Below are 25,661 nucleotides of genomic sequence, written 5' to 3'. Positions count from 1 at the left end.
GGAGTGCCCATGCCGCAGATCACCGTCGACTACACCGCCGTGCTGGAGGACTCGGACGCCTTCGACATGGACGGCTTCGCGCGGGCCCTGCACGAAGCTGTCGTCGAGATCGCGGCGGCCAAGCCGGAGGCGTGCAAGACGCTGTTCCGGGACGCGCTCTCCGCGTACGCCTACGAGCCCATGGATCGGCAGCCCGCCATCGTGCATGTGACCATCGGGCTCCTCGCCGGGCGCAGTGAAGAGACGAAGGCGAGGCTGACGGAGACCGTGCTGGAACTCCTCCGCAGGCATGTCACGCCGGAGGACGGAGTCACCCTGCGCGCTTCCGCCGAGGTGCGCGACCTGGATCCGTCCTACCGGAAGTTCGAAGGGTAGGACGGGGCTAGGACGCCAGGGACATCAGCCGGCCGACCAGGTCCGTGAACGGGCCGTCGGCCGGCTCGTCCTTGAGCATGTCGCCCAGGAGGGCCGCCATCTCGTCGTCGTTGGCGGCGCTCACCGCGGCCAGCGCGGCGAAGTCGTGCACGAGCTGGACCTCCAGCTCGGCGCGCGGGATGCGCCGACCGTCCAGCCAGATCAGGGCCGTCGACTCGGTGAGCGAGATCCAGGACCGTATGACCAGTTCCAGTCGCGCGGGCGGATCGGTGACGCGCAGATGCGAAAGGATCTGTTCGTACGCGGCCTGCCGTACGGAGTCGATGAGCGCGTTCGTCGCCGAGGAGCCAACCGCCGGGCCGCCGCGCATCAGGGCCGAGAAGCCGGGCCCGTGCTCGTCCACGAAGTCGAAGAAGCGGCGCATCACGCGCAGCAGCCGACGGCCCAGCGGGCCCTCGTGCGGTTCGACGAACCGGCCTGCCAGGTCCTCCGCGGCACGCTTCAACGCGGCTTCGTACAGGCTGAGTTTGCCGGGAAAGTAGTGGTAGACCAGCGGGCGCGAGATGCCCGCGGCCGACGCTATCTCGTCGATCGAGACCTCGTCGGGCGAGCGGCGGCTGAACAGTTCGAGGGCGACGCCGATCAACTGCTGCCGCCGTTCTTCCACAGCCATTCTGCGGCGAACCCCGGTAGTCATGCGCACACCTTACCGATCGGACCTGGCCCCGAACGGGCTGGACCGGTCGTGGAGACCACATGAAACCGTCACATGTCCAGCACCAGACGGTCACTTCGTGCTCGCGAGACACAGATCAGCATCGAGTCGGTCCGCTCCGCGTCCGTGAGCAGCTCGTCCCGGTGGTCCACCTCGCCCTCCAGCACCGGCTGTTGGCAGGTCCCGCAGAAACCCTGCTCGCAGGAGTACGCCGTGTCCGGCAGCTCGGCCCTCACCGCGGCCAGCACGGTGGAGTCGGACGGGACCGTCAACGTCCTTCCGGAGCGGTGGAGTTCGACCTCGAACTCGCGGTCGCCGTAGGACGACGTGCGTGGCGCGAACCGCTCCAGGTGCAGCGTGGCACCTTCGGGAAGCCGCTCCTCGACCGCCGCCGTCAGCCCCTCGGGCCCGCAGCAGTACACGGCGGTGCTCTCGGCCGCGTCCGCGAACAGCCCGTGCAGGTCCGGGCGGCCGTCCTCGTCCTCCGCGGCCACGGTGAGCCGGTCTCCCGCGAGCTTCTCGACCTCTTCCAGAAACGGCATCGAGGCCCGTGTCCGCCCGCCGTACAGCAGCCGCCACTCCGCGCCCTCCGGCAGCGCCCGCAGCATCGGCAGAATCGGGGTGATCCCGATGCCCCCGGCGACGAAGACGTACGAGGGCGCCTCGACGAGCGGGAAGCGGTTGCGCGGCCCGCGCACCTCCAGCTCCATGCCCTCGGTCACCTGCTCGTGTACCTCGCGCGAGCCGCCCCGGCCGTCCGGGACCAGCCGCGTGGCGACGGTGTACGACGAGGTGTCCTCCGGGTCACCGCACAGCGAGTACTGCCGTACCAGCCCCGACGGCAGCACCAGGTCGAGATGCGCGCCCGGCTCCCAGCGCGGCAGCTCCCGGCCCTCCAGGCGCAGTCGTACGACCCCGTCGGCCACCGTATCGTGCGCGGTGAGCAGCAGCCGCAGCGCCCGTGAGCGCGGCCGGCCGGAGGTCGGGGGGTCCAGGGCGGGCATCGGCCACAGCGGCGAGGCCTGGATGCGGCGGCGCAGGGCCCGTCTGGCCAGCAGCGCGGCGCCCGCGAGGGCCACGACGGTCCGGAGCCCCGGCATCAGGACGCCCTCTTCTCGGCGGCCAGCGCAGCGGGGGAGGAGGCCAGATAGGCGACGGCCTGGGCGGTGGAGCCCTCCTGCGAGGGGTGGTAGGCCCGGCCGAGGTAGCGGGGGATCGACCTCAGCATGTCGCCGGTCGCGGGCAGGGTGCCGCGCCGGCCGCACACGTAGAACTCCTTGAAGGAGGCCCTGCCGTCGGTCAGCGTGGGGTCGTTCTCCATGAAGAAGCGGGCCCCGCGCTGCCACAGGAAGACCAGCGTGGTGAAGGCCGTCGCCCAGGTGCGCACCCGGCGCCGGTAGCTTCCGTCGACGTGCATGAACAGGTCGAAGGCGACGGACCGGTGCTCGACCTCCTCGGCGCCGTGCCAGCGCATCAGGTCCAGCATGGTCGGGTCGGCCCGGCGCCGGTCGAGCTCCTCGGCGTTCAGGATCCAGTCGCCGAGGAAGGCCGTGTAGTGCTCGATGGCCGCGATGAGCGCCACGCGCTCCATCAGCCACCACCTGCGGGCCCGGCCCGGCGGCAGGGTCCGGTCGCCGAGCAGCTTCTCGAAGAACCAGTCGACCTGCGCGGTGTAGGGCGTCGGGTCGAGCCCGAGTTCCTTCAGATGCGGCAGCACCTCGTCGTGGGCCTGGGAGTGCACGGCCTCCTGGCCGATGAACCCGATGACGTCCTCGCGGAGCCGGTCGTCCCGGATGAGCGGCAGCACCTGCTTGTACACCTGCACGAACCACCGCTCACCGGCCGGCAGCAGAAGGTGCAGCACATTCATGGTGTGCGTGGCGAACGGGTCCCCGGGCACCCAGTGCAGCGGTGTGCCCTCCCAGGAGAAGGACACTTTGCGGGCCTTGAGCGGTATCCGCTCCGACTCCACCGGCCGGGCCTGCTTGTTAGACATGGCGTCAATGTACTGGTGGGTAAGTCCCGGGGAAACCCTTGTACGCGTACTTGTTGACGCCGGCGTCAGCCAGGCCCTGCCGTCGGACTAGCGAAGGCCGCGCAGCGAGGACCCGTCGTCCAGGGTGCCCGACAGCCGTGCCTGCGCACCCTGCTCGGTCCGTGCGGTCAGCATGTTGCCCTGGGCGCTCGCCGTGACCCCGCCGGCCGTGCGGATCGACGCGGTGTCGCGGCCGCCCGCGGCCAACAGGTACCAGGTCCCCGCGCCGGACTTCCACAACACCCCGGCCAGCACGTGCGGATCACGTGGACCGCACGCCCGTACGTCCGTGCCCTTGGCCGCGACCGCGCCGTACTGCCCGTGCGGGGTGTGGAACTGGGCCAGCACCGCCGTCCCGTCGCCCCGCCAGGTCTCGGCGCGGGTGCACACCCACGCGGCCGTCCCGCCGGCGTCGGGCAGCGGCTGGTCCGCGTAGGCCCACGCGTTGACGCTCCTGATCCCGGCGGAGCGTTCCGCGGCCAGCGAGCAGGCGAACGGCGCCCAGGTGTGCCGCGCCGACGCCCCCGACACCTCCCGACTGGATCCCGGCCGGCCCGCGGTGAGGTGCGCGGGGATCAGCTCACCCAGGTCGGTGACGAGCTTCGGGCCGGAGTCGTCGGTCAGCTGCAGCACGTTCCACGAGGTGCACGTGCCGGGCCGCATGGCCGGGCTGGCCAGCGGGCCGGTGACACCGTCGGTCAGGTCGAGGTCCATCGCTCCCGCCTCGGGCTTCATCAGGTCGCGTTCGGCGGCCTTCGTCACCCAGGGAGCGGTCAGATAACGGACGTTGCCGTCGGAGCGGCCCAGTACGAGCGCGCTCGCCGCGGCGCCGGTCGCGCCGTCGGCGCGGGCGAAGTCGAGGGCCGCCCCCTGCGTGCCGTCCCTCGGCTCGGCGTAGCGGGCGATGCGCAGGCCGTCGTACAGGATCACCACGCGGGCGTTGTCGACCTCGCCCGCGTAGAGCAGCTGGGGCGGTCCGGCCGGGCCGCCGGTCTGGGTGCCGGGGGTGGCCGAGACGCGGACCGTCTCTCCCGGGCGGGCCCACACGGCGAGGGCACGGCGGAGCAGGGCGGTGTCGCCGGTGAGGGGGCCGCGCGCGGGCCAGACGGAGAAGTCGGCGCGTGCCGAGGTCTCCCATGCGGTGGCGGCGATCCGCGTCAACTTGCCCGGGTCCAGGGCGGCTTCGGCCGCCGGGTTCTGGGCGTACGCGGGAGCGGCGGCACCGTCGGGGCCCCAGCCGCCGCCCGGCAGGGCGACCAGGGCGCCGCACACCGCGAGCGCGGCCGCGGCGGCGAGCGCGGCCCTCGTGTGCTGTCTGCGCCGCATCAGGTCGGTGGGCCGGGCCTGCAGCGAGCAGGGGTCGAACTCGGGGGAGCCGAGCAGCGCGTACTGCGCGGGGACGTCGTCGGCCTCCAGCAGCGCCGCGTCCGGGTCCTCGATCCCGGCGGCCGCCAGCACGTGGCGTACGTCGCCGTCGGCGAGCTTCTCCAGGCCGCGCAGCACGTACGCGGCACGGGCCGGGCCGGACAGGGCCGCCAGTCGCTGGTCCAGCGCGAGTTCGTCGGCGCCGCCCGAGCGCGGGAACAGACGCAGGCCCCAGACCTGGGGGAGCAGCGGCGGCAGCTGCGAGCGCCTGGGCCACATCCCGCGCCTGAGGGGCGGGGCCGCCTCCAGGGTCGTACGCACCACCTGGAGGCGGACGAAGGCGTAGCCGGGGTCCGTGTCCCGGCCCGTCGACTGCGCCGGGATCGCGGAGGCCGACTTCCGGCCTCGGGGCAGCGCGCGCTGGGTGAGGGCGTGCGCGGTCAGGACGCGGCGGTTGCGGCCGAGGCCCGGCGGCAGCACCAGGTAGGCGAGCCGCACCAGGCGCGGATAGTGCTCGACGAGCGCGGCCTCGGCCTGCTCGACGTCGACGACCGGGCCGGGAGCTCCGGGGGAGGCGGGTGCGTGACGCTGGGCTACATCCTGTGACTGCACGTCCTGGGAAACGAGCGAACCAGTGGTTGGTCACCTGCCGCCCGGGCGGCTCAGTCCTCCGGCTCGACGAGTGCCCGCGCGTAGTTGGCCATCGACCGCTGGTAGCGGGGCAGATGGGGGGCCAGGGCGCCGAGGACGAGGGAGAGCCCCTCGCGGTCGCGGCCGAGGCTGGACAGGCACAGGGCGAGGCAGGCACGCACCGCATCGTCCAACTCGTCGGACAGGGCGTCCAGTTCGGGGGTGAGCAGCTTGACGCCCTCCTCCGCCTGCCCGATGTTCCGGAGCGAGCTGGACAGCTGGATCTTCGTCCGGCGCCCCTTGTAGCCGGTCAGCCCGCGCGCCAGCGCCTCGCGGTACAGCGGTGCCGCCTTGTCCGAGTGGCCGGTCGAGTCCCAGGCGCAGGCCTGCTCGAACGGGCCCAGGGGACTGCCCTCGGGCAGCTCGGCGACGAGCGCGTCGATCACGGCCCGGAAGTCGCCCGCGTCGGCCTCCGCGTAGTCGTCGAAGGAGGCCCAGGCGGCGGTCACGCGATCTTCCCATTCTTGGTTCACCGGCACACTCTCGCACAGGCGTGCCCCCTGTGGCGCCGGATTTGAGCGCATCGCCCGCGGCGTCCGTATCGGAGGGCGGGGCTCCTGACGGGGCTCTCTGCGGCATGCTTACGCCCATCAGGACCGGAGGAACAGATGAGGTTGACCCGACCGATGCTCGCCGTGACGGGCGCCGCGGCCGCGCTGCTGCTGGCGGGGTGCGGTTCCGGCGGTGGCAAGAGTGCTGCGGACGCCGTGCCGACGACGGCCACCGGCAGCCTGGAGAGCCTGGCCGCCGAGGTGAAGTGCAAGCCGAACATGCAGACGGACGCCGACGAGATCCGCCAGGCCATCTGCAAGAACACCGACGGCAAGTTCATCCTGGCCACCTTCGCCACCGACCGCGGCCAGCGCGAGTGGATCAACGACGCCAAGGACTACGGCGGTTACTACCTCGTGGGCCGCAAGTGGGTGGCGGTCGGGGACGACGGGGTGGTCAAGGCCCTGCGCGGCACGCTCGGCGGCGAGGTGGAGATCGGGACCGACCACAGCGCCCACAGCGGCTGACGGCCCGCGCGCCGGGCGCGCACACGGCGAAGGCCGGTGACGGGAGGGACCCGCCACCGGCCTTCTTCGGTGGGCCACCGAGGCGGCCCACCCAGTGGATCATGCGCAGCGCTGACCGCTGTTGATGCAGTTGGCGATCTTGGCCGCCAGGTTGTTCTTCGTGACGCTGATGAAGTCGTCGTGGTCGGTGGCCGGCTTGTGGAGCTGCTCCGGGAAGCCGTCGACCGCGTACGCGTTCTTCACCACACCGTTCTGCACGGTGGGCGCCGTGATGTTGTACACCAGGCGCATCGTCAGCTGCGGGATGGCCTTGAAGCCGTTGCCGCAGACACCGCTCGCCGGGTCGGCGAAGGCCACGTGCGTGCGGTGGTTGGCGCTGTCGATGTTCGTGCCGTCCCAGCAGCTCTGGAAGGCGAACGTGCGGACCACCTTGCTGCCCTGCGGGCAGATCGGGTACTGCGTGGTCAGCTGGACCTTGTTCTCGAAGCCGGTGCAGCTCCAGTGCGCGTTGGCGTTCGCCAGACCGTTGGTGGTGGTCTTGGCGTCACCGGTGATGATGCGCAGGAACTGCGGCATCGCGACGACCTTGCTGGCCGGGCTGCCGACGTACTTGATCTGCGCCTGGACCGGCGTCAGGATCTTGCCGACGTTGCCTTCCTTGCCACCGCCGTCCGCGTTCTGGTCGAAGTCCTGCGTGCCGTTCTGGACACGGACCACGGGCCAGTAGTACGACGACAGGTCGCTCTGGTTCTGGCAGCTGGTGGGCGCCTGCAGGAACGTGTTGTTGCTGGAGAACGCGTTGACCTTCTGGTTGCCGACGTAGTCGTGCAGGTGGTGCGCGCCGTTGGCCACGCCGGGCGCCACGATCACGTTGTCGGTGTTGTGGTTCTTGTTCGCGTTCACACCGCAGCGCGTCGTGAAGGTACCCGTCGAGGCGTTGCCGGTCTTCTGCGGCTTGGCCAGGACGTTCGGCGCGACCTTCGTGATGTCCACGAAGTCGGCCGCGGCAGGGCCGTTGCCGGCCTGGCCGTTGGCGCCCTGCTGCTGACCGGCGTTGCCCTGCTGCTGGCCGCCGTTGTTCTGGCCAGTGCTGGGGCTGGCGGTTGCCGTGTTGCCGCCGTTGTTCTGCTGCTGGCCACCGTTCTGCTGCTGGCCACCGTTGTTCTGGGTGCCACCGGCGGTGGTCTGGTTGGCGGTCTGCGTCGTGCAGGCGGCGAGCTGGGACAGCGCGCTGTTGAAGGTGCCGCCGACCCGCTGGATGTCGATCCTGATCCGGTCGATCGTCGCCGACCGCTTCTCCTTCAGGGGGCCGACGATCGCGTTCTGCACGAAGCTCGCGTCGTTCGTCTGCGCCTGACGCGTGGAGGCGAGCCGGGCGTAGGCCTCGGTGATCTGCTTGTCGAGGTTCGCCAGCTCCGCGGCCACTCCGTTGCGGGCGGCGTTCGGCACGTTCGTCAGCTTCTGGCCGACGTCCGGGCAGGAGATCGTCGCCGCCTGCGCGGTGGCTGCCTTCGTCTGGTTCTGCGCCGAATTGTTCGACTCATGAGCCGAAGCGTAGAAGTTTGCCCAGATGAGCCCGCCCCCGCCGAGCGCTAGGGCCGCCGATGCGGCTATGGCCTTGTTGGCCAGCGGCGTACGGCGTTTGCGTGTGTTGCGTCCCATGGAACTCCTCTGACTTCCTTAACGGGGCAGCATCGAGGCGCCCGACAGGAGTGAAGCTGCTCCCATCCATACGCACGGGGTCCCAGGCGTGTTCAGCCGCCTCACAAATTAATCAGAGGTTTGGTGGCCGATCGGGTTTCAACAGGCCCTTGAGCAGCACGAGTTGCGGGAAAGTAGTGAAGAAATCGCGGAAAGTCAGCGGTCCCGGTCCAGATGGGCGAGCACCGCGAGGACGCGTCGATTGTCGTCGTCCGACACCTCAAGTCCCAGTTTGGCGAAGATGTTGGAGGTGTGTTTCGCGATCGCCCGTTCCGTCACGACGAGTTGCGCGGCGATCGCCGCGTTCGACCGGCCCAGCGCCATCAGCTCCAGGACCTCCCGCTCCCTGGGGGTGAGACGGCCGATCGGCTGGTCCGCGGCGGCCTGCCGGGACAGCAGCTGCTGGATCACCTGCGGATCCATCGCCGTACCGCCCGCCGCCACCCGTCGTACGGCGTCCACGAACTGCTCCGCGTCGAACACCCGGTCCTTCAGCAGATATCCCACTCCGCCGGTGCCGTCGGCCAGCAGCTCGCGCGCGTACAGCTGCTCCACGTGCTGCGACAGGACCAGCACCGGCATGCCGGGCCGGTCCTGCCGGGCCTTGAGGGCGCACTGCAGGCCCTCGTCGGTGTGGGTGGGCGGCAGGCGTACGTCGACCACGGCGACGTCCGGGTCCAGCTCGGCCAGCGCCCGGGCGAGCTCGGGGCCGGACTCCACAGCCGCCGCGATCTCGAAGTCATGGGCCTCCAGCAGCCGGACCAGTCCGTCCCGGAGCAGGAAGAGGTCTTCGGCTAGGACAACGCGCACGGAATCTCCATCGTCACCAAGGTGGGACCGCCCGCGGGGCTGCTGACGGCCAGGACGCCGTCGAATGTACCCAGTCGCCGTTCGACTCCGGAGAGTCCCGAACCGGCTCCGACCTCGGCGCCGCCCTTGCCGTTGTCGGTGACCGTGATCCGCAGCATGCCCTCACCGTGGTGCACGTCGGCCCAGATCCGGTCGGCGCCGGAGTGCTTGACCGCGTTGGTGAGCACCTCGCTGACCGCGAAGTACGCGGCCGACTCGACCGGCGCGTCCGCCCGGCCGGCCAGCTCCACGGTCACCTCGGTGGGGAGCGGCAGCCGGAGCGCCAACGCCCTTACCGCGTCGCCGAGTCCGCGTTCGGCCAGGACCGGGGGATGGATGCCGCGGACCAGGTCGCGCAGCTCGGCCAGGGCGTCGACGGAGTTGCGGCGGGTCTGGGCCAGGAGCTCCTTCGCTTTCGCCGGGTCCTTGTCCAGCAGCGCCTCGATCGTGCCGAGGTCCATGCCCATCGCGACCAGCCGGGCCTGCGCCCCGTCGTGCAGGTCCCGCTCGATGCGGCGCAGCTCGGCGGCGGAGGTGTCGACGGCGTCCCGCCGGGTCTCGGTCAGCACCCTGACGCGCTCCGCGAGTTCGCTCTCGCCGGCACCGAGGACGGCCCGGGTGATCCGGAAGTGCGCGACGAGCAGCTGCGGGGTGAGCCGGTAGGCGGCGACCAGCATGACGGCGGCGGTGGCGGCCGCGCCGAGCGCGGACAACTGCCCGTTCACCGGCACGAAGCCGTACCAGTACGTCTCCCCGCGTGCGAGCACCCGCCACAGCCCGGCCGCCACCGCGAATCCCTCGAAGGGGTAGAAGAGCAGGACGGCCGGGAACAGCGCGGTGACACTGCCCGCTGTGCAGTCCACCAGCAGCCACAGCACGTCCCGCTGGACCTGCCGGTCGCGCAGCAGCGCGACGGTGCGCGTCCAGGCGTGCGCGTCGGGGGGCGTCGGCAGATAGGCGGACGGGATCCGCACCCCGCACCACTCGCACGCGAGCCGCCGCCGTACGTCCGCGAACTCCCTCACGGCGCCCAGGATCCGGGGGGTGGTGACGATGCCGACGCCGAGCGGTATCGACGCCACGGAGAGGAGGACCAGGCAGAGCAGGGCCGCGGATATGGGCCACATCACCACGGCCAGCACGAGCCCCCGTACGGCGGCCAGCACGACTTCCCGGGCGCGCGTGCCGAAGCCGCCGTTGTTCGTGTCGGTGTTCATGACGTCAGTCTCGCCGACCCCCCGGCGCGGGTCACTGGCCCCGGAACCCCGTCAGGGGGTGGTGTCAGATACACCCCGGGCGGCCGCGAGCACCTTCGCCTCCAGCTCCGGATCCAGCCCCACCGGCGGGCGGTCCGGGCGGTGCGGTGCGGTGCCGCCGATGGATTGCAGCCAGCTCCAGGTGTCGGCCACGGTTTCCGTCACGGGCCGGCAGCGCAGGCCCGCCCCGACGGCCCGGGAGACGTCCGCGCTGTGCAGGGCGTCGTGACCGTCGGTCCCCGGAGGCGTCCACACGGGCAGCTGGGTCCACGGCTGGATGCCCGCGTCGAGCACGACGTCCGGATCGGTCCAGTGCAGCTCGGCGTCCGAGCCGGTCGCGGTCACGCACGCGTCGAGCAGCTCGCCCATCGTGGCGTGCCCCTGCGGGCTCATCAGGTTGTACGGTCCGCTCTGCCCCGCACCGGCCGCGTCGAGGATCCACTCGGCGAGGTCACGGACGTCGACGTACTGCAGGGGCAGGTTCCGCGGGCCGGGTGCCAGCACGGGACCGCCCCGCGCGATCCGCGACAGCCACCAGGGCAGACGGCCGATGTTCTCGTACGGCCCGAGGATCAGCCCCGCCCGCACGAGCAGCGAGCGGTCCGCGCCGAAGGCGTCCAGCGCGGCCAGCTCGCCGCCCAGCTTGTCCTGCGGGTACTCGGTCTGCTCCGCGTCGGCCGCGGCGCCCTCGACCAGGGTCGCGTCCTCGGTGTACCCGGCGGGCGGGGCCCACGCGTACACCGAGCAGCTCGACACGTACACATACCGTCCGGCGCGGCCCCGCAGCAGCCGCGCCGCGTCCCGCACCGGGCGCGGCCCCCGCGACCAGGTGTCCACGACGACGTCCCACTCGCCCTCGGCCAGCGCGGCGAGCCCGTCGGGCGCCGTGCGGTCGCCGCGCAACACCGTGGTCCCCGGCAGCGGCTCCTGCCGGCCCCGGTTGAGGACGGTGACGTCCCAGCCCCGCCCGAGCGCCGCCTCGACGACGGCCCGTCCCGCGAACTCCGTACCGCCCAGCATCAGAATTCTCATGCCGGTGACTCTGCCCGCCGGGGCCGTGGAACGGAACGGCGCTCTGCTGTCAGCAGATGGTCAGCGACCGGCCGGCGGCGTGTACTTGTAGCCGACGCGCCGGACCGTCTGGATCGCCTTGCGGTGCTCGGCGCCGAGCTTGCGGCGCAGCCTGGCGATGTGCACGTCGACGGTGCGGCCGTCGCCCACGTGGCCGTAGCCCCACACGGTGGTGACCAGCTGGTCCCGGGTGTGCACCCGGCCCGGGTGCGCCACCAGGTGCGCGAGCAGCTCGAACTCCAGGTAGGTGAGGTCGAGTTCGCGTCCGTCCACCTGGGCGGTGCGCCGCACGGTGTCGATGCGGACGAGCGGGTCGCCGCCGTCGGACACCGTGCCGGGCCGGTCCGGCACCGCGGCCGGCGGGAGCGGCGGCTGCTGGTCCGCCGGGACCAGCACCAGGTAACCGACCATCGCCGGCCGGCCGGGAAGGGCGGGCAGGGTGTGCTGCGGCGCGGGCAGCCAGGTGGCGCCCGGCGGCAGGAAGTCCGCGACGTCCTTCCCCAAGCTCTCGACTTCGTTCGAGCCGGGGAGACCCCAATCCTCGTCCCGGTCCACGGCGCGCAGCCGGTGACGGGCGGGGGAGGCCAGGGTGGAGGCGGAGGACAGAGAACGAGTGGTCGCCATGAGAGGTCAGCTCTTTTCGCGCGAGGAGTTCGTCGAGGGGACGTACGTCGATTCGCGCCGGCTGAAGGCCGGGGTGACGGCGTTAGAGGGCCGGCGCGTTCATCGCGTGGCAACACACCCGGTCGAAGTCGTGGTGCTGACGGGAAGGCCAGAAGGGCTCGAGGTCATGGCGACCCGTCGCGGTGCACTTCTGGTTGCTGGCCATACGCCCATTGAAGCAGACACCGGACCGCGACAGGAGTCTCCTCTCACTGCTCGGACGTTTCCCCGGTGCGAAGTTGACGTTGCGTACGTCACCCCACCAGCCGTTTGTGCCAGGTCGGGGAAGTGAGCTCGATTGCTTTGTCCGGATTGCCGTCCCATACCCCGGACAGTCCGGCGGCGGTGAGCGCGGTGACGACCTCGTGTCCGACGGCCGTCGTGGTCTCGGCCGAGTCGCCGAACCCGCCGTAGTACAGGCTCAGTCCGTGTCCGTCGGCGGCGTGCTCCGTGACCTGCCGGTGGAAGAAGACGAAGCCCCGGGCGCCCTCGCGCTCCGCGCCGATCTCCGTCGTTCCGCAGCCCCGGCAGCAGCCGAAGTCCTCGCGGGCCGTGATGCCGGTCTCCTCCAGCGCCCCGAAGGCGAGCGCGAGCCTCCCCCAAGCTCTCGGCTTCGCTCGAGCAGGGGGGACCCCCATCGGGTCGGTGACCCCCTCCCAGGCCTCCTGCTCGGCCAGCCGCTCCAGCCACAGCCGGTCCACCAGCTGCCGGGCCTGCGCTCCCGACACCGGCCGCTCGTCCCCCTCGACCAGGTAGTGCTCGGCTGTCTCGGCCAGCACCTTGCGGGAGTCGTAACCGCAGCGCAGCGACAGCCGCACGCGCTCCTCGACCTTCTCGCGCACCTCGTCCGGCAGTTCCGGCACCTCCTCGCGCGGCCCGAGGTCCACCGGTTCCCAGTCCACGCCCGCGTCCCAGCCGTCGAGCTGCCGCGCCCAGCCGGTCAGGAGGTCCGCCACCCGGCTGCGGTCCGTGAGGTTCGTGCCGAAGAACTCGTCCTCGCCGCGGCGGTGTTCCAGCCGGTAGTCCCCGCCCCTCTCGTGCCAGACCTGCACCAAGACATCCGGGATGTCCGGTATCTGCTGGATGACGAGGAACCGGTCCCCGGTGCCCCCGATCCGCTCCACCAGCTCCCGCAGACCGGGCACCGAAATCCGCGTGTGGGTCTGCCAGTTCTCCGTCTCGGCCTTGACGGCCAGGACCTCGTCGATCGCCATGCGCCCACCATGGCACGCCCCACTGGCAACGCGAGGGGGCGCCCACCGCGACGGTGGGCGCCCCCTCGGAGCGGCTGGGCCGGATCAGACCTGGCCGGCCTTCTCCAGCGCGGAGCAGCAGGTGTCGACGATCAGACGCGTCACCACGTACGGGTCGACGTTGGCGTTCGGACGGCGGTCCTCGATGTAGCCCTTGCCGTCCTTCTCGACCTGCCACGGGATGCGGACCGAGGCACCGCGGTTGGAGACGCCGTAGGAGTACTCGTTCCACGGGGCGGTCTCGTGCAGACCCGTCAGGCGGTCGTCGATGCCGGCGCCGTAGTTCTTGACGTGGTCGAGCGGCTTGGAGCCCTCACCGAGCGACTCGCACGCGGTGATGATCGCGTCGTAGCCCTCGCGCATCGCCTTGGTGGAGAAGTTGGTGTGCGCGCCGGCGCCGTTCCAGTCGCCCTTGACCGGCTTGGGGTCGAGGGTGGCGGAGATGCCGAAGTCCTCGGCGGTGCGGTAGAGCAGCCAGCGGGCCACCCACAGGTGGTCGGAGACCTCCAGCGGGGAGACCGGGCCGACCTGGAACTCCCACTGGCCGGGCATGACCTCGGCGTTGATGCCGGAGATCGCCAGACCCGCCTTCAGGCAGTTGTCCAGGTGGGCCTCGACGATCTCGCGGCCGAAGATCTCGTCGGCGCCGACACCGCAGTAGTAGCCGCCCTGGGGGGCCGGGAAGCCGCCCTCGGGGAAGCCCAGCGGGCGGGCGCCGTCGAAGAAGGTGTACTCCTGCTCGATGCCGAAGATCGACTCCTGCGCGGCGAACCGCTCCGCGACCTCGGCCAGCGCGGCACGCGTGTTGGAGGAGTGCGGGGTGAAGTCGATGTCCAGGACCTCGCACAGGACGAGGATGTCGTCGCCGCCGCGGATCGGGTCCGGGCAGGTGAAGACCGGCTTCAGTACGCGGTCCGAGGAGTGGCCCTCGGCCTGGTTGGTGGAGGACCCGTCGAAGCCCCAGATCGGCAGCGCGTCGAGACCGGCGGGGGCGCCCGCGATGATCTTCGTCTTGGATCGCAGCTTGGCCGTCGGCTCGGTGCCGTCGATCCAGATGTACTCAGCCTTGAAGGTCACGGGGCCACATCCTTCGGGGGTGGGTCAGGCGCACTTGCGGGTGCTGCGGCGCTGCGGCACTGGGGCGCCGCGGTTGTTGCCCGGCAGCCTGTCAACAGGCCATTTCCCGATCATTGCTCGAATGTGAACCCCGTGTTACCTGGTGGTTCTGTGCTGCGTCTCACGTTGTGAGGGTGAAGCGGCCGGATTGTGAGACCCGCACGGTCCCGCCCGGGTGCGCCGCCTGTTCCTCCTGTACCCGGTCCGGTCCTTCGCCGGGTACAAGGCGGCGTACCCGCTCGGTGCCCCTGCCGAGGCGGGGCCTGCCGCGGGGCCGGACGTGCCGGTCCTGCTGCTCCCGGCCGGAACAGCAGGACCTGTGACACGTACGAGGTGGCGGACCGGGCCGCCGCCTCACCGGTTTGCCGGACGCCTGGGCGTCAGCCCACCTTCTCGATCACCGCACGACGGATGAGGAACTTGCCGGGCTCACGGACCTGTTCGAAGGCCGCGTTGTTCAGCAGGACACAGCTGCCGGAGACAGAGGTGACCTTCACCGTCGTGGACTTGTTGTTGTCCAGGTTGGTGACCTTCAGCGTGGTCCCCGCCGGGAACTGGTTGCTGGAGGCCGCCGGGGCCCCGGCCTCGCCGGACAGGGTGACGGTGGAGCCCTTGCAGACCTGCTGGCCGGAACCCGCGGCAGCGCCGCCGGCGTTGTTGCCCGCGTTCCCGGCGGCGGCCGTCTGCGAAGGCTGCGCGGTCTGCTGGTTGTTGCCCTGCTGGCCCGTCTGCTGACCGCCCGCCGCCTGGGAGCCCTGAGCCGACTCCCCAACGGTGCATCCGGCAGCCTTCTGCTGGACCTTGATCTGTGCGATGACCGCCTCGCGGTTGGCGATCCGGGCCGCCGACTGCGCGTCCGGCTTCGCCTTCTGGTCGGCGATGAACTTCTGGTTGTTGCCGAGGGCGGTGGCCAGCCCCTGGCACGCGGTCGAGTTCGCTGCGGCCAGGGGCCGGGCGTTCTGCGGAGTCTGTGCCGCGTTCGACGTGGACGCCAGGGCGAAGGCCCCGCCGCCTGCCACCGCCGCGGCGCTGACCAGCAGCGCGACCTTCTTCTGCGTGCTGAGAGTTCTCCTGCGCGACATCCGCGCCTCCTGAAGCGGTAGGGAGCGTACGTCGCTATGTACGGGATGCCGAACAGGGTTACTCAACGGTCACGGGATTTCTCCGAAGTAACCTGAGTCACACCGGAGTTGAGGCGTGTTCAGCTTCCGCCGCGGGAGAGGGCGTCCTGCACGGCCTCGTCCGTGCGCGCGACGACCGCCGTGCCGTCGTCCGCCGTGATGATCGGCCGCTGGATGAGTTTCGGGTGCTCGGCGAGCGCCTTGATCCACCGGTCGCGCGAGGCCTCGTCCCGGGGCCACTCCTTGAGCGCCAACTCCTTGGCGGCCGCCTCCTGGGTGCGGGTGATGTCCCACGGTTCGAGCCCGAGGCGGTCGAGCACGTCCCTGATCTCGTCCTCGCTCGGCACGTCCTCCAGATAGCGGCGGACGGTGTACTCGGCCCCCTCGGCGTCGAGCAGGCCGATCGCGCTGCGGCACTTGGAGCAGGCCGGATTGATCCAGATTTCCATGCGGCCCACGGTACGCGCACCCGCGGGACGGTCAAGCCGCTGTTCGATTTTCTCGTGCCTCTCATACGCCCCGTCCGCATGCTGCGCCGCAGCCGAAATAGCGTTCTCCACCAGGGAGTTTGGGTGATGTGCGGACTCCCCGATTGTCAGTGGCGGCCGTTAGACTGGAAGCAGTGTTCGAGGATGTCGCCGGGATTTCCGGACGGCGCCCTGACCGCGACAGGAGGATGCCCGTGCCCGCTGCCGCACTGAAGCCGAAGCCGCTGCCCACCCAGTCCACCGCGAAGCGTTCCGTCCGGCTCGACTCGCCCTACGCACCGCTGGAGAAGAGCCCGCTGCCGGCCGGCCGCCCGCGCGAGTGGTACGTCACGCACAACCGCCGCCTCAAGGCCATGCGCCTCGCCATAGCCCTGCTCGACTCGGGCGTCCACATCCCCGACCAGGCCCGCAACGAGACGATCCGCAGCACGGCGGAACTGATCGGCGTGCATCCGCCGTCGGACACGACCTGCCACATGGTGCGGGCGTTCATGCGGTACTCGCGGTGAGCACGGCGCCGGGTGCCCTGTGTTTCCGGGGCACCCGGCGCCGGTGCGGCCGGTACGGCCCGCGTCACCCGTTTCGCCGTACCGGACGTGCGGGCACCCCCGCATCCGGCCTTCACTTCGATCAGAACAGGAGGTGCCGGGACCTGAGGGAGGCGTGTCGCATGACCACCCCCGCCGACCGTGCCCAGCGCGGCAAGGCCGTTCGCAAACGCGTCCCGCGCTCCTCGCACGCCCTCTGGATCCCGCCGGTCGACCGGCCCGACCCCGTCGCCGTACTGCAGCGGCAGGGGCGGGACCGGCTGCCGGAACTGCTGCCGGTCCGGTACGGGCGGATGGCGGTCTCGCCGTTCGCCTTCCTGCGCGGCGCGGCCGCCGTCATGGCCGCCGACCTCGCCGCGCAGCCGAACACCGGCCTCACCGTGCAGCTGTGCGGCGACGCCCACCTGCTCAACTTCGGTGTGTACGCCTCCCCGGAGCGGGCGCTGCTCTTCGACCTCAACGACTTCGACGAGACCTTCCCCGGGCCCTTCGAGTGGGACATCAAACGGCTCGCGGCCAGTGTGGCGGTGGCCGGCCGGGAGAGCGGGTTCGCCGACGCGAAAGTCCGCGGGGCCGTCCTGGCCGCCGTCGCCGCCTATCGGACGACCATGCTGCGGCTGGCCGGGCTCGGTGAGCTCGCCGTCTGGTACGAGCGCATCGAGGCCGAGAGCCTGCTGTCCCTCGTCCGGACCGCCCGGCGCCGCGGCCGCGTCGAGTCCTCACTCACCCGCGCCCGCCGCCGCACGAGCCTGCAGGCGCTCGGCAAGCTGACGGAGACCGTCGAGGGGCAGCCGCGCATCATCCAGGACCCGCCGCTCCTCGAACCCGCCGGCGCCCCCGACATGGCCTCCCTGCGCAAGATCTTCAGCGACTACCGCTCCACGCTCACCGAGGACCGCCGAGCCCTCCTGGACCGCTACCGCTTCGTCGACGCCGCCCGCAAAGTCGTGGGCGTCGGCAGCGTCGGCACCCGCTGCTTCATCGTGCTCCTCGTGGGGCGGGACAGCACGGACCCCCTGTTCCTGCAGATCAAGGAGGCCACGAGGTCCGTACTGGAGGAGCACCTGCCCAGCGGGCCGTTCGTCCATCCCGGACACCGCGTGGTGGCGGGGCAGCGGCTGCTCCAGGCCGCCAGCGACATCTTCCTCGGCTGGATGACCGGACCGCAGGGCCGCGCCTACTACTGGCGCCAGCTGCGTGACATGAAGGGCTCCGCCGACATCGCCGGGATGACGGCGGCCGGCCTTTTCGAGTACGCGGCGATGTGCGGCGCCACCCTGGCCCGCGCCCACGCCCGCTCCGGCGACCGCATCGCCATCTGCGCCTACCTGGGCACCACCGACACCTTCGACCGGGCCATCGCCGACTTCGCGGTGAGCTACGCCGACCAGTCCGTCGCCGACCACGCGGTCCTCGGCGCCGCCATCGCCGCGGGCGTGGTGCAGGCGGCGCCGGGGGTCTGAGCCGGGGGCGGGTCAGGCGTGGCGCGCCGGCAGACCGGCCACATACGCCTCCACCCGTCCGCCCGGTACCTCCGGGTGTCAGGTCGGTCCGGCCCAGCTGGCGCCAGGGCCCGGCGAGCTTCGCCGCGTCGGGGACCGCGTGGCCGGCCGCCCCCGCCGAGGCCCGCGAGCAGCGTGTCCGCGAACTCCCGGCAGTCGTCGGGGTGATTCCGGAACCACAGGCCCAACCGGTGTGTGGCCTCGAGGAGTTCCAGGCGGGTGTACGGGGTGCACGCGGCCGGCGACTCCCGCACCGCCTCCGTCAACGGCGGCGGGATCCGTCGCCGTCTGCCCGCTCATGCTGAACCCGACCAGGACCAGCGGCTCGCCCGCGGGCGCCCGTGCGTCGATCACCGACACGGCCTGCTCGAACCGCCGCCGCAGGCCCAACTCCCGCAGCGCGACGGTGCTTTCGCCGTGCCCGGAGAAGTCGAAGGCCAGCCCCCGGCAGTCGCTCCCCGCTGCCCTCGCCCGCGCCGTGCAGCAGCACGACCATTCACTCACGGAAAACGGGATGCACCCAGAGTGACCGCTTCCCTACGCTGGAATCACGCCGATCACACATCCACACGTACGGAGGACCGTCATGGGCACCATCGTCCTGTCCGGGACCGCCGTCCTGGTGATCCTGGGATTCGGAAACCACACCTGGTGGCTCGCCGCCGTCGCCGTGCTCTTCCTGTACGTGCGGTACGGGCGGGGCGAAACCCCGCCCGCCGGGGGAGGACAGCCGGGCGCGCCCACCACCTACCAGGCCTATCGCGAGCGCCGTGACCGTCAGGCCAAGTGGGAGCGCCGCTACCGTCGCGAGCGCCCCTTCGAGGCCCGCCGTCAGGAGCGCGAGAAGAGCGGGTGAGTCACACGGGAGCCTCCGGTCACAGACCAGGGGCTCCCCACACCGGGAACCAGCGGCTCAGGTCCTGCTCGATCCGCAGGTCGTTCACGAGGAGCGCCTTCATCTGGAGCTCCAGCGCGTTGTCGCGCCGCTGCGCACCGCCGGGCAGCGGCGCGAAGGGATAGAACGAGCCTCGTTTGTAGAGGTACACCAGGGCCAGGGAGCGGCCGGAGTCGTCCCGGAAACCCACGAGCGAGCAGAGCAGCTGCGGGCCGAAGCCGTTGACCTCCATCGAACTGTTCACCGCGTGCAGGTCGTTGACCAGCTGCGGGAGCTGGTCGGGGGTGCGCTGGGAGACCAGCCAGGAGTAGCCGTAGTCGTCCTGCCGCAGTTCCACCGGGGGGCCGCTGCGGTCGGAGTCCGCGTCGAGGAGTGCCTGGACCTCCCGGTGCGTCTGCTCGAAGGCCGCGCCCTCGACCGTGGCGAAGCACACCGCGCCGCCGCCGGTCGGCGTGAACCCGGCCGCGGCCTCCAGCGTCACGGCCGCCGAGGGCAGCGCGAACAGCTGGTCCAGGTCGGGCGCGACGGGCTTCGTACGGCCCAGGAGGATGTCCAGCAGCCCCATGCTCAGCCCGCCTTTCCGGGAGCCGCCGCCTCGCCCAGCTCCGCGGAGATCCGGCCCAGCTGGTCGAGCCGCTGCTGCAGGGTCGGGTGGGTGGAGAAGAAGCGCTCGACGCCGGGCTCCTTGCCGGTCGCCGGGGTGAAGTAGAAGGCGTTGAAGGCCTGGGCCGTGCGCAGGTCCTTGGTCGGGATCCGGGCGATGTCCCCGGTGACCTTGGTCAGCGCGGAGGCCAGCGCCGAGGGCCGTCCGGTCAGCTGTGCGGCCGCGCGGTCGGCGGCCAGCTCCCGGTACCGGGACAGTGCCCGGATCAGCAGGAAGCTGATCGCGTACACGGCCGCCGAGACCGCCATCACGATGGCGAACACGGCCGCGGTGTTCTGGTCCCTGCGGCCCCCGCCGAAGAGCTGCGAGTAGAAGGCGAACCGCACGATCAGTCCGGCGATCACCCCGAGGAAGGACGCGATCGTGATCACGGCGACGTCCTTGTGCGCCACGTGCGACAGCTCGTGCGCGAGCACGCCCTCCAACTCGCCGGGCTCCAGCCGCCGCAGCAGCCCCGTGGTCACGCAGACCACGGCGTGGTCGGGATTCCGGCCGGTCGCGAACGCGTTCGGCATGTCCATCTCGGACACGGCGACCAGCGGCTTCGGCATGTCCGCGATCGCGCACAGCCGGTCCATCACCGCGTGCAGCTCGGGATACTCCTCCCGCTCCACGACCCGACCGTGCATGGCGAACATCGCGATCCGGTCGGAGAACCAGAACTGGGCCACGAACATCGCCCCGACCAGGACGACGACCAGCAGCCAGGACTTCAACAACACGATCAACGCGGCGACGAACGCCACGTACAACAACCCGAGCAGGAACAGCGTGACCCCCATGCGCGCGGTCAACCGCCGATCGCTCCGGAAGCGGCTCTGCATCTTGCATCACCCCGCAGTCAGGCACCCGCCCCGCTGTCCAGTGTGCACCTGGCCACTGCCATGAACAGGTCCCGATCGGCCCTGGGCCCGGCAAAGATTCCCGGTCGGAGCGGGGACGTCCGGGGCGGCCGGGGCAATCGCTCGGATGCGCCGAGAAGTGCCGGCGGATACCGGCCGTGGGGAGCGTGGCCGTTCAAGAAGCGAGCGTGCCCTCGACCGGCTCGGACCAGCTCAGATCAGCTCAGATCGGCTCAGCTCAGATCGTCCGGCCGGCCGGGCAGAGGGGCAGAGCCTTCGAGCAGCCGTCGGCCCTGCGCGAGCAGTTCCGTGACCTCCGCGTCGGTACGGGTGGCACAGGCCGACCGGTGCCACTGCCGCACGGTCAGCTCGGCCCGCCCCCGCAGCCGCTCGTCCGGGTCGTCCAGCGTGCGTACGGCGGCACGCAGCCGTACGATCCCACCTCGCGCGTCCAGCAGCCGGTACGCCGACACCCGCACCCACCGGGGCCGTTCCGCCCCGAGCCGCTCCGTCAGCCGGTCCTCCGGCAGCAGCGCGGCCGAGGGGAGCAGGGCGAAGGTCGCCTCGCGCACGACCCCGGGCGCGGGATCGTCGAGCAGCGCCCTCATCCTCGGCAGGTCCGTCACGTCCAGGGTGCGCAGCCCGGCCACCGCCCGCGCCCGCACCCCCGGTGCCGGGTGGGCCACCAGCGGCCACAGCAGGGCGGCGTCCGCGCGCCCCCCGCACTCCGCGAGCCCGATGACGGCGCCGGGCGGCAGCGCCGGGTCGCCGGGATCGGCGCACCGGTCCCGGTACCAGGGCAGCGGATCGGTTCCGTGCTGCCGTACGACATACCGCGCGCAGGCCCGCACCAGCCCCGCCGGGTCGGCCAGGAAGTCCATCGCCCGTCCAGGGCGCCCGAGCCGCCGCAGCGCGGTCACCCCGGCCGACCGGGGGCGCGGGCTGCGGGCGGCGAGGAGAGGTTCGAGCACGTCGTCCGGGGCATCCGCCTCAGCCAGGGCGGCCAGGGCGGCCTCCGCGCACAGGCTCTGCACGACCGCGTCGTCGTCCCGGGCCGCCGTGCGGGCGAGCTCGGCGGGGGAGAGGCGCCCGTCCTCGATGGCGAGACGGTGGGCGAAGCGGCGTACGGCGCGGTCGGGGTGGGTCAGCAGGGTCGCGAACCGTTCCGCGGACGCCCGGGACAGCAGGCCGCTCACCAGGCCGAAGGCGAAGTCGCCGCGGCTCCGGGCGCCGATGCGCAGCGTCAGCGGGGCGAGCCGGACGGCGGACTCCGTGTCCAGCGCCTCGGCCAGCCGCTTCCGCGCCCTCTCCCGCACCGGCGGTGCCCAGTCCGCGCACCGCAGCAGCACCAGCGGCAGCAGCTCCGGACGCCCGGCGACCAGGCCCAGTGCCCGGTGCCGGATCCGGCCGTCCCGGTGGCACAGGGCGAGGGCGAGCTGTGACTCGGTGAGCGCGCCCCCGCCCTCCGCCGTCTCCCAGGCCGGGACGACGTACGGCCGGTGGTAGTAGTACCAGTCGTCCGCCCTCACGCCCTCGTCCAGCTCCAGCCAGGCGGCCATATCGCCCTCGTCGACCACGTCCCGCAGGGCCGCGCCCTCCCGGAGCCGCCGTGCCGCCGCCATCCCGTCCCGGACGTCCTGTTCCACTTCCGTCACCCTCAGTAAGGAGCCCGCATCTGGGCATACCCGAGCAGGACTATCACCGCGGCGACACAGCCGAGGACTATGACCGTCGAGACCCACGACGACCGGCGGGGCCCCACCGGCTCCGGGTCCGCGCGGAACGGCGCCGGGTCCGGCGGGTTCTCCTTCCAGCGGGCGGCGAGCATCCGGGCCCGGGCGGAGGGCTCCTTGTGCTCGGCGGAGTTCGCCCATCTGTGATCGAACTCCCGCTCCCAGTCGTCCTGTTCAGTCATCCCCGTTCAACCTCTTCTCGTCGGACAGAACAAAGCATGATGATCCCCCGACTGTAGGAAGCATGTGAAGCGCCGAAGGTTGCAGGGGCCGCGGTGCCCCTGTGCCTGATCCGTTCCAAGATGCTGGGTGGTCGATCGGCATCTACGATCTACAGGTGAGAGCCGCGGTGCGGGGTACGCCCTACGCCGGCGTAATCCCTGCTCACGGCCCCCTGCCATCGCGCCGGACTTTTCACTCTGAGGTCGCGGCCATCCGATTCGTGCAGTCGAGAACCGCACGAGGGGTGGAAGGAAGGTACGTCCATGAATGCACAGCGTGCTAAGCGTCTAGCGGCAGCGTCCGTCGCCAGTGTTCTGCTGGCCGGCGGCGCCACGATCGCCACGGCCGGTACGGCCTCGGCAGCCGCTCCGACCCAGGTCACTGCCAACCGAGGCGGCTGCTTCAACGGCGGCTTCTGGGGCAACTGTGGCGGCTTCAACCGTTTCGGCGGCTTCGGCGGCTTCGGCGGTTTCGGCGGCTTCGGCGGCTTCAACAACGGGTTCGGGAGCGGGGTCGTGGTGATCGTGGTCTGAGACGGTGTGACACAGCACTGAGACCGAGCACGGCCGAGGGCCGCCACCTGCGGCGTTCGCAGGTGGCGGCCCTCACCGCTGCGTCCGGCGTCGTGACCGCCGGACGGTCTTCTCAGACGTCGAAGTAGAGCTCGAACTCGTGCGGGTGCGGACGCAGCTGCAGCGGGGCGATCTCGTTCGCACGCTTGTAGTCGACCCACGTCTCGATCAGGTCGGACGTGAAGACGTCACCGGCGAGCAGGAACTCGTGGTCGCGCTCCAGCGAGTCGAGGACGGCCGGGAGCGAGGTCGGCACCTGCGGGACGCCCGCGTGCTCCTCGGGGGCCAGCTCGTACAGGTCCTTGTCGATCGGCTCGGCCGGCTCGATCTTGTTCTTGATGCCGTCCAGGCCCGCGAGGAGGAGAGCCGAGAAGGCGAGGTACGGGTTGCCGGAGGAGTCCGGGGCACGGAACTCGACGCGCTTGGCCTTCGGGTTCGAGCCGGTGATCGGGATGCGCATGGCCGCGGAGCGGTTGCGCTGCGAGTACACCAGGTTGACCGGGGCCTCGAAGCCGGGCACCAGGCGGTGGTACGAGTTCACCGTCGGGTTGGTGAAGGCCAGCAGCGACGGGGCGTGCCTGAGGATGCCGCCGATGTAGTAGCGAGCGGTGTCCGACAGGCCCGCGTAACCGGCCTCGTCGTAGAACAGCGGGTCGCCGTTGCTCCACAGCGACTGGTGGACGTGCATGCCCGAGCCGTTGTCACCGAAGATCGGCTTCGGCATGAACGTCGCCGTCTTGCCGTTGCGCCAGGCGACGTTCTTCACGATGTACTTGAAGAGCTGGAGGTCGTCGGCGGCCGCGAGCAGCGTGTTGAACTTGTAGTTGATCTCGGCCTGGCCCGCGGTGCCCACCTCGTGGTGCTGGCGCTCGACCTGGAGACCGGCCTTGTTCAGCTCGAGGGAGATCTCGGCGCGCAGGTCGGCGAAGTGGTCGACCGGCGGGACCGGGAAGTAGCCGCCCTTGTAGCGGACCTTGTAACCGCGGTTGTCCTCCAGCGCGCCCGTGTTCCAGGCGCCCGCCTCGGAGTCGATGTGGTAGAACGACTCGTTCTCGGACGTCTTGAAGCGCACGCTGTCGAAGACGTAGAACTCGGCCTCGGGACCAAAGTACGCGGTGTCCGCGATACCGGTGGACGCGAGGTAGGCCTCGGCCTTCTTCGCCACGTTGCGCGGGTCACGGGAGTACTGCTCGCCCGTGATCGGGTCGTGGATGAAGAAGTTGATGTTGACGGTCTTGTCGCGGCGGAACGGGTCGACCCGGGCGGTGGACAGGTCCGCGCGCAGCGCCATGTCGGACTCGTGAATGGCCTGGAAGCCGCGGATCGAGGATCCGTCGAAGGCGAGCTCCTCGTCCGGGTCGAACGCCTCGGCGGGCACCGTGAAGTGCTGCATGACGCCCGGCAGGTCGCAGAAGCGGACGTCGATGAACTTGACGTCCTCGTCCGCGATGAACTTCTTGGCCTCGTCGGCGTTCTGGAACATCCAGCTCCTCCTACTCCCGACCGTCCACGCCGGGGTGGTAGTTCGTTCGTGCGGCCAGTGCGGTGGCACACGCTGTTCCCGACCCTAGGGACGGGTGATTTCTCGGGCGTGACCCATTTGTTTCGCAGAAGTTAACCGGCTCTGGTTCCACGGTAGCCCCGACACACCCCGCCGTGTCCCGGGCATTTACGGTCGCAGTACCGTGGACGGGTGGACAATAGGCAAGCAATGGGATCGTGGCTTTCCGGGCCGCGCGCGGCCATGGAAGACGCCGGTGCCGACTTCGGATACCGGGGCGAGCAGCTCGGTCTGCCGGAGGAGGGGCCGGGCTCGATCGCCCGCCCGGGACGGCGGCTGGGGGCGCTGGCCGTGGACTGGGGGCTGTGCGTCTTGATCGCATACGGCCTGCTCACTCACGGCTACAGCCCCGCCACCAGCAACTGGGCGCTGCTCGTCTTCTTCGTGCTGAGTGTCCTGACGGTCGGAACGGTCGGCTTCACGCCCGGCAAGCGGCTCTTCGGCCTGCGGGTGGTCGGCGTCGACACCGGCCGCGTGCAGCCGCTGCGCTCCCTCGTGCGCACGGTCCTGCTCTGTCTCGCCCTCCCGGCCCTCATCTGGGACCGCGACGGACGCGGACTCCACGACCGGCTCGCACGCACCGTGGAAGTGCGGCTCTGACTCTTCCGCGACGACCCTGCTTCGACGAGGCGACCCTGCTACGACGAAGGGGGCGCCCGGAGAGATCCGGGCGCCCCCTTCGTCGTAGCAGCGGGGTCAGCGGGCCTTGCCGCCGCCCTTCGGCATCCGCATCCCCTTGGGCATCGGACCCTTCGGCAGCGGCATGTTGCTCATCAGGTCGCCCATGGCGCGCAGCCGGTCGTTGGTGGTGGTGACCTGCGGGCCGGTCAGCACGCGCGGGAACTTCAGCATGGTCGTGCGCAGCTTCTTCAGCTCGACCTGGCCCTCGCCCGTGCCGACGATCACATCGTGCACCGGCACGTCCGCGACGATGCGGTTCATCTTCTTCTTCTCGGCGGCGAGCAGGCTCTTCACCCGGTTCGGGTTGCCCTCGGCCACAAGGACGATGCCGGCCTTGCCGACGGCCCGGTGCACCACGTCCTGGCTGCGGTTCATCGCCACCGCGGGGGTCGTCGTCCAGCCTCGGCCGATGTTGTCGAGCACGGCCGCGGCGGCGCCCGGCTGGCCCTCCATCTGCCCGAAAGCGGCCCGCTCGGCCCGGCGCCCGAACACGATCGCCGCCGCGAGGAACGCGAGCAGCAGACCCAGGATGCCCAGGTAGATGGGGTGGCCGATCAAGAAGCCGATCGCGAGGAAAACACCGAAGGTGCCGATGCCGACAGCCGCGAGTACAAGACCGATCATTTTGTCGGCCTTGCGGGTCATCTTGTATGTGAGAGCGATCTGCTTCAGTCGCCCCGGGTTCGCAGCATCCGCTGCGGTTTCCTTCCTCGCCATGCCACGA

General features: G+C 71.1%; 28 protein-coding genes. 7 read left to right on the top strand and 21 right to left on the bottom strand.

What is annotated here, in order from left to right; all coding sequences use genetic code 11:
• The first annotated feature begins 9 nt into the window (after nt 1-9).
• The gene (locus ACIPSA_RS02090; RefSeq protein ID WP_402627747.1) at nt 10-375 is read left to right on the top strand and encodes a 5-carboxymethyl-2-hydroxymuconate Delta-isomerase; all 366 of its coding nucleotides are present in this window, start codon (nt 10-12) and stop codon (nt 373-375) included.
• Nucleotides 376-382: 7 nt separating this feature from the next.
• Here ACIPSA_RS02090 and ACIPSA_RS02085 read toward each other — a convergent pair whose 3' ends face one another.
• The 5 genes from ACIPSA_RS02085 to ACIPSA_RS02065 all read right to left on the bottom strand — a co-directional run bounded on the left by ACIPSA_RS02085 (nt 383) and on the right by ACIPSA_RS02065 (nt 5,704).
• Nucleotides 383-1,072 carry a TetR/AcrR family transcriptional regulator gene (locus ACIPSA_RS02085; protein ID WP_402627744.1) on the bottom strand — a complete coding sequence of 230 codons (690 nt, stop codon included), beginning with the start codon at nt 1,070-1,072 and terminating at the stop codon, nt 383-385.
• Between the two features lie 68 nt (nt 1,073-1,140).
• A complete protein-coding gene (locus ACIPSA_RS02080; RefSeq protein ID WP_402627742.1) occupies nt 1,141-2,190 on the bottom strand; it encodes a PDR/VanB family oxidoreductase in 1,050 nt (349 codons plus the stop codon).
• Nucleotides 2,190-3,086 carry a metal-dependent hydrolase gene (locus tag ACIPSA_RS02075; RefSeq protein WP_402627739.1) on the bottom strand — a complete coding sequence of 299 codons (897 nt, stop codon included), beginning with the start codon at nt 3,084-3,086 and terminating at the stop codon, nt 2,190-2,192. The genes ACIPSA_RS02080 and ACIPSA_RS02075 overlap by 1 nt, the downstream gene beginning before the upstream one ends.
• 87 nt (nt 3,087-3,173) lie before the next feature.
• A complete protein-coding gene (locus ACIPSA_RS02070; protein WP_402629547.1) occupies nt 3,174-5,102 on the bottom strand; it encodes a hypothetical protein in 1,929 nt (642 codons plus the stop codon).
• A 50-nt stretch (nt 5,103-5,152) separates the two neighbouring features.
• A complete protein-coding gene (locus tag ACIPSA_RS02065; RefSeq protein ID WP_402627736.1) occupies nt 5,153-5,704 on the bottom strand; it encodes a tetratricopeptide repeat protein in 552 nt (183 codons plus the stop codon).
• A gap of 84 nt (nt 5,705-5,788) precedes the next feature.
• Here ACIPSA_RS02065 and ACIPSA_RS02060 point away from each other — a divergent pair, with 84 nt between their 5' ends.
• On the top strand, nt 5,789-6,199 hold the full coding sequence (locus tag ACIPSA_RS02060) for a hypothetical protein (RefSeq protein WP_402627733.1): 411 nt from the start codon (nt 5,789-5,791) through the stop codon (nt 6,197-6,199).
• Nucleotides 6,200-6,298: 99 nt separating this feature from the next.
• Here the strand turns inward: ACIPSA_RS02060 and ACIPSA_RS02055 are convergent, their stop codons facing one another.
• From ACIPSA_RS02055 to ACIPSA_RS02015, 9 genes are all read right to left on the bottom strand, one after another.
• Nucleotides 6,299-7,861 carry a DUF1996 domain-containing protein gene (locus ACIPSA_RS02055; RefSeq protein WP_402627730.1) on the bottom strand — a complete coding sequence of 521 codons (1,563 nt, stop codon included), beginning with the start codon at nt 7,859-7,861 and terminating at the stop codon, nt 6,299-6,301.
• 195 nt (nt 7,862-8,056) lie between these two features.
• Nucleotides 8,057-8,710, bottom strand: a complete 654-nt coding sequence (locus ACIPSA_RS02050; RefSeq protein ID WP_402627727.1) for a response regulator — start codon at nt 8,708-8,710, stop codon at nt 8,057-8,059.
• Nucleotides 8,695-9,966 carry a sensor histidine kinase gene (locus ACIPSA_RS02045; RefSeq protein ID WP_402627725.1) on the bottom strand — a complete coding sequence of 424 codons (1,272 nt, stop codon included), beginning with the start codon at nt 9,964-9,966 and terminating at the stop codon, nt 8,695-8,697. The genes ACIPSA_RS02050 and ACIPSA_RS02045 overlap by 16 nt, the downstream gene beginning before the upstream one ends.
• A gap of 51 nt (nt 9,967-10,017) precedes the next feature.
• Nucleotides 10,018-11,037 (bottom strand): SDR family oxidoreductase, encoded by a 1,020-nt coding sequence (locus tag ACIPSA_RS02040; RefSeq protein WP_402627722.1) that lies wholly within the window; start codon nt 11,035-11,037, stop codon nt 10,018-10,020.
• Nucleotides 11,038-11,097: 60 nt separating this feature from the next.
• On the bottom strand, nt 11,098-11,700 hold the full coding sequence (locus ACIPSA_RS02035) for a winged helix-turn-helix domain-containing protein (RefSeq protein WP_402627719.1): 603 nt from the start codon (nt 11,698-11,700) through the stop codon (nt 11,098-11,100).
• A gap of 293 nt (nt 11,701-11,993) precedes the next feature.
• A complete protein-coding gene (locus ACIPSA_RS02030; protein WP_402627716.1) occupies nt 11,994-12,953 on the bottom strand; it encodes a DUF6891 domain-containing protein in 960 nt (319 codons plus the stop codon).
• 84 nt (nt 12,954-13,037) lie between these two features.
• Nucleotides 13,038-14,069, bottom strand: coding sequence for a glutamine synthetase (glnII, locus tag ACIPSA_RS02025; protein ID WP_402627713.1), 1,032 nt, complete (start codon nt 14,067-14,069; stop codon nt 13,038-13,040).
• 419 nt (nt 14,070-14,488) lie between these two features.
• Nucleotides 14,489-15,190, bottom strand: a complete 702-nt coding sequence (locus ACIPSA_RS02020) for a hypothetical protein (protein ID WP_402627710.1) — start codon at nt 15,188-15,190, stop codon at nt 14,489-14,491.
• 119 nt (nt 15,191-15,309) lie between these two features.
• Nucleotides 15,310-15,678 (bottom strand): arsenate reductase family protein, encoded by a 369-nt coding sequence (locus tag ACIPSA_RS02015; RefSeq protein ID WP_402627708.1) that lies wholly within the window; start codon nt 15,676-15,678, stop codon nt 15,310-15,312.
• A 233-nt stretch (nt 15,679-15,911) separates the two neighbouring features.
• Here ACIPSA_RS02015 and ACIPSA_RS02010 point away from each other — a divergent pair, with 233 nt between their 5' ends.
• Together ACIPSA_RS02010 and ACIPSA_RS02005 are read left to right on the top strand one after the other, a co-directional pair.
• On the top strand, nt 15,912-16,226 hold the full coding sequence (locus ACIPSA_RS02010; RefSeq protein ID WP_402627705.1) for a hypothetical protein: 315 nt from the start codon (nt 15,912-15,914) through the stop codon (nt 16,224-16,226).
• A 161-nt stretch (nt 16,227-16,387) separates the two neighbouring features.
• Nucleotides 16,388-17,728: a DUF2252 domain-containing protein gene (locus ACIPSA_RS02005; RefSeq protein WP_402627702.1), complete on the top strand. Its 1,341-nt coding sequence runs from the start codon at nt 16,388-16,390 to the stop codon at nt 17,726-17,728.
• Between the two features lie 78 nt (nt 17,729-17,806).
• Here the strand turns inward: ACIPSA_RS02005 and ACIPSA_RS02000 are convergent, their stop codons facing one another.
• Nucleotides 17,807-18,271, bottom strand: a complete 465-nt coding sequence (locus tag ACIPSA_RS02000) for an alpha/beta fold hydrolase (protein WP_402627700.1) — start codon at nt 18,269-18,271, stop codon at nt 17,807-17,809.
• Nucleotides 18,272-18,353: 82 nt separating this feature from the next.
• On the opposite strand from ACIPSA_RS02000, the gene ACIPSA_RS01995 reads away from it, so the two are divergent.
• A complete protein-coding gene (locus ACIPSA_RS01995) occupies nt 18,354-18,623 on the top strand; it encodes a hypothetical protein (protein ID WP_402627697.1) in 270 nt (89 codons plus the stop codon).
• A 19-nt stretch (nt 18,624-18,642) separates the two neighbouring features.
• Here the strand turns inward: ACIPSA_RS01995 and ACIPSA_RS01990 are convergent, their stop codons facing one another.
• The 4 genes from ACIPSA_RS01990 to ACIPSA_RS01975 form a co-directional block, all read right to left on the bottom strand.
• Nucleotides 18,643-19,227 carry a hypothetical protein gene (locus ACIPSA_RS01990; protein ID WP_402627694.1) on the bottom strand — a complete coding sequence of 195 codons (585 nt, stop codon included), beginning with the start codon at nt 19,225-19,227 and terminating at the stop codon, nt 18,643-18,645.
• 2 nt (nt 19,228-19,229) lie between these two features.
• The gene (htpX, locus tag ACIPSA_RS01985; RefSeq protein ID WP_402627691.1) at nt 19,230-20,150 is read right to left on the bottom strand and encodes a zinc metalloprotease HtpX; all 921 of its coding nucleotides are present in this window, start codon (nt 20,148-20,150) and stop codon (nt 19,230-19,232) included.
• A gap of 251 nt (nt 20,151-20,401) precedes the next feature.
• Nucleotides 20,402-21,790, bottom strand: coding sequence for a hypothetical protein (locus tag ACIPSA_RS01980; RefSeq protein WP_402629430.1), 1,389 nt, complete (start codon nt 21,788-21,790; stop codon nt 20,402-20,404).
• A 35-nt stretch (nt 21,791-21,825) separates the two neighbouring features.
• Complete coding sequence (locus ACIPSA_RS01975) at nt 21,826-22,083, bottom strand: hypothetical protein (protein ID WP_402627688.1); 258 nt, start codon at nt 22,081-22,083, stop codon at nt 21,826-21,828.
• A gap of 303 nt (nt 22,084-22,386) precedes the next feature.
• On the opposite strand from ACIPSA_RS01975, the gene ACIPSA_RS01970 reads away from it, so the two are divergent.
• Entirely contained in the window at nt 22,387-22,656 is a 270-nt protein-coding gene (locus ACIPSA_RS01970; protein WP_402627685.1) for a hypothetical protein, read from the top strand.
• 112 nt (nt 22,657-22,768) lie between these two features.
• Here the strand turns inward: ACIPSA_RS01970 and glnA are convergent, their stop codons facing one another.
• The gene (gene glnA / locus ACIPSA_RS01965; protein ID WP_402627682.1) at nt 22,769-24,178 is read right to left on the bottom strand and encodes a type I glutamate--ammonia ligase; all 1,410 of its coding nucleotides are present in this window, start codon (nt 24,176-24,178) and stop codon (nt 22,769-22,771) included.
• 210 nt (nt 24,179-24,388) lie between these two features.
• On the opposite strand from glnA, the gene ACIPSA_RS01960 reads away from it, so the two are divergent.
• Nucleotides 24,389-24,856, top strand: a complete 468-nt coding sequence (locus tag ACIPSA_RS01960) for an RDD family protein (protein ID WP_402627680.1) — start codon at nt 24,389-24,391, stop codon at nt 24,854-24,856.
• Between the two features lie 96 nt (nt 24,857-24,952).
• Here ACIPSA_RS01960 and ACIPSA_RS01955 read toward each other — a convergent pair whose 3' ends face one another.
• Entirely contained in the window at nt 24,953-25,654 is a 702-nt protein-coding gene (locus ACIPSA_RS01955; protein WP_402627677.1) for a DUF4191 domain-containing protein, read from the bottom strand.
• Nucleotides 25,655-25,661 lie beyond the last annotated feature (7 nt).

Source organism: Streptomyces sp. NPDC086549, from assembly GCF_044746205.1.
Classification (GTDB): domain Bacteria; phylum Actinomycetota; class Actinomycetes; order Streptomycetales; family Streptomycetaceae; genus Streptomyces.
Note: the sequence above shows the minus strand (reverse complement) of the source record. Positions and strands in the feature narration are given on the sequence as shown.

Coding starts and splice junctions, on each gene's coding strand:
- ACIPSA_RS02090 (WP_402627747.1), top strand. CDS start 10: ATGCCGCAGATCACCGTCGACTACACCGCCGTGCTGGAGGACTCGGAC.
- ACIPSA_RS02085 (WP_402627744.1), bottom strand. CDS start 1,072: ATGACTACCGGGGTTCGCCGCAGAATGGCTGTGGAAGAACGGCGGCAG.
- ACIPSA_RS02080 (WP_402627742.1), bottom strand. CDS start 2,190: ATGCCGGGGCTCCGGACCGTCGTGGCCCTCGCGGGCGCCGCGCTGCTG.
- ACIPSA_RS02075 (WP_402627739.1), bottom strand. CDS start 3,086: ATGTCTAACAAGCAGGCCCGGCCGGTGGAGTCGGAGCGGATACCGCTC.
- ACIPSA_RS02065 (WP_402627736.1), bottom strand. CDS start 5,704: ATGCGCTCAAATCCGGCGCCACAGGGGGCACGCCTGTGCGAGAGTGTG.
- ACIPSA_RS02060 (WP_402627733.1), top strand. CDS start 5,789: ATGAGGTTGACCCGACCGATGCTCGCCGTGACGGGCGCCGCGGCCGCG.
- ACIPSA_RS02055 (WP_402627730.1), bottom strand. CDS start 7,861: ATGGGACGCAACACACGCAAACGCCGTACGCCGCTGGCCAACAAGGCC.
- ACIPSA_RS02045 (WP_402627725.1), bottom strand. CDS start 9,966: ATGAACACCGACACGAACAACGGCGGCTTCGGCACGCGCGCCCGGGAA.
- ACIPSA_RS02040 (WP_402627722.1), bottom strand. CDS start 11,037: ATGAGAATTCTGATGCTGGGCGGTACGGAGTTCGCGGGACGGGCCGTC.
- ACIPSA_RS02035 (WP_402627719.1), bottom strand. CDS start 11,700: ATGGCGACCACTCGTTCTCTGTCCTCCGCCTCCACCCTGGCCTCCCCC.
- ACIPSA_RS02030 (WP_402627716.1), bottom strand. CDS start 12,953: ATGGCGATCGACGAGGTCCTGGCCGTCAAGGCCGAGACGGAGAACTGG.
- ACIPSA_RS02020 (WP_402627710.1), bottom strand. CDS start 15,190: ATGTCGCGCAGGAGAACTCTCAGCACGCAGAAGAAGGTCGCGCTGCTG.
- ACIPSA_RS02015 (WP_402627708.1), bottom strand. CDS start 15,678: ATGGAAATCTGGATCAATCCGGCCTGCTCCAAGTGCCGCAGCGCGATC.
- ACIPSA_RS02005 (WP_402627702.1), top strand. CDS start 16,388: ATGACCACCCCCGCCGACCGTGCCCAGCGCGGCAAGGCCGTTCGCAAA.
- ACIPSA_RS01995 (WP_402627697.1), top strand. CDS start 18,354: ATGGGCACCATCGTCCTGTCCGGGACCGCCGTCCTGGTGATCCTGGGA.
- ACIPSA_RS01990 (WP_402627694.1), bottom strand. CDS start 19,227: ATGGGGCTGCTGGACATCCTCCTGGGCCGTACGAAGCCCGTCGCGCCC.
- htpX (WP_402627691.1), bottom strand. CDS start 20,150: ATGCAGAGCCGCTTCCGGAGCGATCGGCGGTTGACCGCGCGCATGGGG.
- ACIPSA_RS01980 (WP_402629430.1), bottom strand. CDS start 21,790: ATGGCGGCGGCACGGCGGCTCCGGGAGGGCGCGGCCCTGCGGGACGTG.
- ACIPSA_RS01975 (WP_402627688.1), bottom strand. CDS start 22,083: ATGACTGAACAGGACGACTGGGAGCGGGAGTTCGATCACAGATGGGCG.
- ACIPSA_RS01970 (WP_402627685.1), top strand. CDS start 22,387: ATGAATGCACAGCGTGCTAAGCGTCTAGCGGCAGCGTCCGTCGCCAGT.
- glnA (WP_402627682.1), bottom strand. CDS start 24,178: ATGTTCCAGAACGCCGACGAGGCCAAGAAGTTCATCGCGGACGAGGAC.
- ACIPSA_RS01955 (WP_402627677.1), bottom strand. CDS start 25,654: ATGGCGAGGAAGGAAACCGCAGCGGATGCTGCGAACCCGGGGCGACTG.